Annotated in this window: 3 protein-coding genes; 2 read left to right on the forward strand and 1 reads right to left on the reverse strand. The window is 73.5% G+C overall.

What is annotated here, in order from left to right:
* Positions 1-18: 18 nt before the first annotated feature.
* The gene (locus AB0I76_RS24155) at positions 19-675 is read right to left on the reverse strand and encodes a hypothetical protein (RefSeq protein WP_357039586.1); all 657 of its coding nucleotides are present in this window, start codon (positions 673-675) and stop codon (positions 19-21) included.
* A 369-nt stretch (positions 676-1,044) separates the two neighbouring features.
* Between AB0I76_RS24155 and AB0I76_RS24160 the strand changes: the two genes are divergently transcribed.
* Entirely contained in the window at positions 1,045-1,239 is a 195-nt protein-coding gene (locus AB0I76_RS24160; RefSeq protein WP_357039589.1) for a hypothetical protein, read from the forward strand.
* Between the two features lie 269 nt (positions 1,240-1,508).
* Positions 1,509-4,071: chromosome segregation protein SMC (gene smc, locus AB0I76_RS24165; protein ID WP_357039592.1), on the forward strand; the 2,563-nt coding region annotated here is incomplete at its 3' end.

Consider the following 4,071-nt stretch of genomic DNA (forward strand, 5'->3'; position numbering starts at 1 on the left):
CTGGATCCGGAACTGATGTCAGACGCGACTGTGCGCCGCGTAGAGGTGCGTAGCAAGAAAGCAGTTCTTTCGGCGGAGTATCAGGCTCGGCACCTCACCGCCGGTCAGCGCGACGGCGCCGACGCCCAGGCTCACCACGAGGGTGGCCGCGGCGGCGGCCCCACCGATCAGCATCGGACGGGGGAACCGGCGGGGCGGACGGTGCCGCCCCTCGCTGGTCGACTCGGCGTCCGGTACCGCCGGCCGGTACGCGTGCCCCGTCCCGGTGGCATCGAGCGGCGGGACGGCGGCCAGCTGCGCGGTCGGCGCCGCCTCGTGCCGGTCGGGTGCGGGCTCGTCCCGCCATTCGTCCGCCGGCTGCCAGGCCGTGGTGGGGTCGTCCCGCCACCGGTCGGCGGGCTGCCACGGAGCGGCCGGCTGGTCGTCCCGGAAGGGGTGGTGGCCGGCCCCGTACGGCTGGTCGGCCCGGTAGGGGTCGGCCTGCGGCGGCCCGGGTTGCCACTGCTCGGTGGGCTGGTCGTGGTGCCGCTCGTCGACGGGCCGGTCCGGCTCGTCGCCGAAGAGGTACGACGAGCGGGGCGCCGGACGGTCGGTCAGCCAGGCCGGCTCGTCGCTCGGCGGCTCGGGACGCGGATCGACGTCGTCCGGGTTGATCGGGTCGGTCCAGCCGTACACGCCTCAGCCTCCAGGGGTCGGTTCGGAGCCGTGGTGACGCTACGTGTCGGCCCGAACTGCGGCAACGTGGCTAAGGAAGAGTTAAGGGGAACCGGGACGCACGGGTAGGGACTTCCGAGGATCCGGGCGTACAGTGAAGTGGTCCGGACAGAGCGTGTCCGCGCCGCGAGGCAGCCCCCGACAAGTGGACAGGTCGACGTGGAGATGATCTACGGCCTGCGAGAACTTGACGAAGGAGGGGGTATCGGCTCAATATGTAGGTGTCGCCAGTCGCGCCCGGTCATGCCCAGAATCGCCTGGGGTGACAGCCGCGTACACATTGGGCGCGCGTTGGCCGGCCTTTCCGGCAGCGCATATCAAGGAGTCAACATGGCGAAGGCCCTGTACGGCCACGTAGGTGCGGCGCCCGACCGGCGCCTGCTCGACGAGGTCACCCGACTGCGTTCCAGGGTTCAGGCACTCGAGTTCGAGATCACGCGGTTGCGTGCCGAGAACGATCGGCTCGCGGCGGCGGCGTCCGAGGCGGACGACCTGCTCCGGCTCGCTGAGCCCGCACTGACCTGATCTCCGGGTCGGGGAAAACTGAATCGCACCACCCGCGAAAAGGCGCGCCGACACTTATGTGCCGGCGCGCAGCTCTGTCCGCCCCATTCTCCGGCGACCATTTGACGATCTTGTTCGCGCCGGCGCGGAAACTGTCCCGACGGTGATCACGGAATGCGCACCAGGCGGGTCGCGTGCCGGCTGGTCCGCGACAGCGGGTTAGGCTGCGGGTTCACCCAGGTCCGCGCAGCCGGCGACGGTACGGCGGCCACCGGACGAGGATCGAGAAGGTGCATCTCAAGAGCCTGACGGTGAAGGGCTTCAAGTCCTTCGCCTCCGCGACGACACTGAAGCTGGAGCCGGGGATCACCTGCGTGGTGGGCCCGAACGGCTCCGGCAAGTCCAACGTCGTCGACGCCATCGCCTGGGTGCTCGGCGAGCAGGGCGCTAAGGCCCTGCGCGGCGGCAAGATGGAGGACGTCATCTTCGCCGGCACGGCCGGCCGCGCCCCACTGGGCCGGGCCGAGGTGACCCTCACGATCGACAACACCGACGGCGCGCTGCCGATCGAGTACACCGAGGTCTCCATCACCCGCCGGATGTTCCGCTCCGGCGAAAGCGAGTACGAGATCAACGGCGACTCCTGCCGCCTGCTCGACATCCAGGAGCTGCTGAGCGACTCCGGCATCGGCCGGGAGATGCACATCATCGTCGGGCAGGGCCGCCTGGACGGCATGCTGCACGCCAAGCCGGAGGACCGGCGGGCGTTCATCGAGGAGGCGGCCGGCGTCCTCAAGCACCGCAAGCGCAAGGAGAAGGCGCTGCGGAAGCTCGACGCGATGCAGACCAACCTCAACCGGCTGACCGACCTCACCGCCGAGCTGCGCCGCCAGCTCAAGCCGCTGGGCCGGCAGGCCGAGGTGGCCCGCCGCGCCGCCGCCATCCAGGCCAACCTGCGGGACGCCCGGCTTCGGCTGCTCGCCGACGACCTGGCCACCCTCCGTGCGACGCTCGACAAGGAGATCGCCGACGAGACCGCGGTACGCGAACGCCGCGAGCAGGTCGAGGCCGAGCACGTCGAGGTCCAGGCGCGGCTCGCCGAGCTGGAGGCCGCCCTCGCGGAGGACGCGCCGCTGCTCGCCGCGGCCCAGGACACCTGGTACCGGCTGTCCGCCTTGCAGGAGCGGTTCCGCTCGATCGAGCAGCTGGCCCGGGAGCGGCTGCGCCACCTCAGCGCGACCCCCGACGACGAGCGCCCGGGGCGCGACCCGGACCAGTTGGAGGCGGAGGCCGAGCGGGTCCGCGAGCAGGAGGAGGAGCTGCGCGCCGCGCTCACCGACGACCAGATCCGGCTGGCCGAGGCGGTGGAGCACCGGCAGGAGCTGGAGCGTCAGCTCGCCGCCGCCGAACGCGAGCTGGTCGCCGCGGCCAAGGCCATCGCCGACCGGCGGGAGGGGCTGGCGCGGCTGACCGGGCAGGTGAACTCCGCGCGGGCGCGTACGGCCACGGCGGGTGAGGAGATCGAACGCCTCGCCGCCGCCCACACCGATGCGCTCGGTCGGGCCGAGAAGGCACAGGCGGACCTGGACGCGGTCGCCGCGCAGTCGACCGAGGCGGACCGGGACAACGCCGACCTGGACGCCCGGCACGCGGAGGCCGTCGCCGCCCAGGAACGGGCGCAGGCCACCGTCCGCTCGTTGAGCGACGCCGAGCGTTCCGCGGAGAAGGACGCCGCCACCTGGAAGGCCCGGGAGGAGGCGCTCGCCCTGGGCCTGCGGCGCAAGGACGGCGCCGGTGCCCTGCTGGCCCGCGCCGGCGAGGTTCCCGGGCTGTTGGGCAGCCTCGCCGGGCTGCTGACCGTCGCGCCCGGACACGAGGCCGCGCTCGCCGCCGCGCTCGGCGGGCTCGCCGACGCCGTGGCCATGAGCGGGGTCGACGAGGCGGTCGAGGCGATGCGGCTGCTCAAGATCTCCGACGCGGGCCGGGCCGGCCTGCTGGTCGGCAGCCCCGCGGGACCCGGTATGGACGGGTCCGCCGACGCGCTGCGCCCGACGCTGCCCGAGGGCGCCCGTTGGGCTCCCGACCTGGTGGAGTGCTCCGCCGAGATCCGCCCGGCCGTGCACCGCGCGCTGCGTGACGTGGTGGTCGTCTCCGACCTCGCGGCGGCGGCCGAGGTGGTCGCCGGTAACCCGGAGCTGCGCGCGGTCACACCGGACGGCGACGTGGTCGGCGCGTACGCGGCGGCCGGCGGTTCGGCCAAGGCGCCCAGCTTCATCGAGGTGCAGGCCGCCGTCGAGGAGGCCCGCACCAACCGCCTCGCCGCCGAGCGGACCAGCGCCGAGCTGCGGGAGCAGCTGGTCGACGCGCGCGCCGAGGTGGCCACCGCGAAGGAGGCGGTGCAGCACGCCGCCGCCGCGAAGCGCGAGGCGGAGAGCCACCGCAACGCCGCCGCGCGCCGGCTGGCCGAGCTGGGGGCCGCCGCCCGGTCCGCCAAGGCGGAGACCGACCGGCTCGGTGCGTCCCGTTCCCGGGCCGAGGCGGCCCGGGAACGGGACCTGCTCGCCCTCGCGGAGCTGGAGGAGCGCCTGCGGCTGGCCGAGGAGACCCCGATCGACGCCGAGCCGTCCACCGAGGAGCGGGACCAGCTTGCCGCGATGGTCCCCGGTGCCCGGCAGAACGAGATGGAGGTGCGGCTCGCGGTGCGTACCGCCGAGGAGCGGGTCTCCTCGATCGCCGGCCGCGCCGACTCGCTGCGCCGGCACCTGGGCCAGCACCGCCTGCACGTCGGTGATGATGTCCGCCGGCACACCCAGCTCGGTCAGCGTGGCGGTCAGGTGCTCGCCCACCTTCACG

The organism is Micromonospora sp. NPDC049799 (genome assembly GCF_040656655.1).
Taxonomy (GTDB): domain Bacteria; phylum Actinomycetota; class Actinomycetes; order Mycobacteriales; family Micromonosporaceae; genus Micromonospora.

Excerpts from the sequence above, each read along its gene's own strand:
- AB0I76_RS24160 (WP_357039589.1), top strand. The coding sequence starts at position 1,045 with ATGGCGAAGGCCCTGTACGGCCACGTAGGTGCGGCGCCCGACCGGCGC.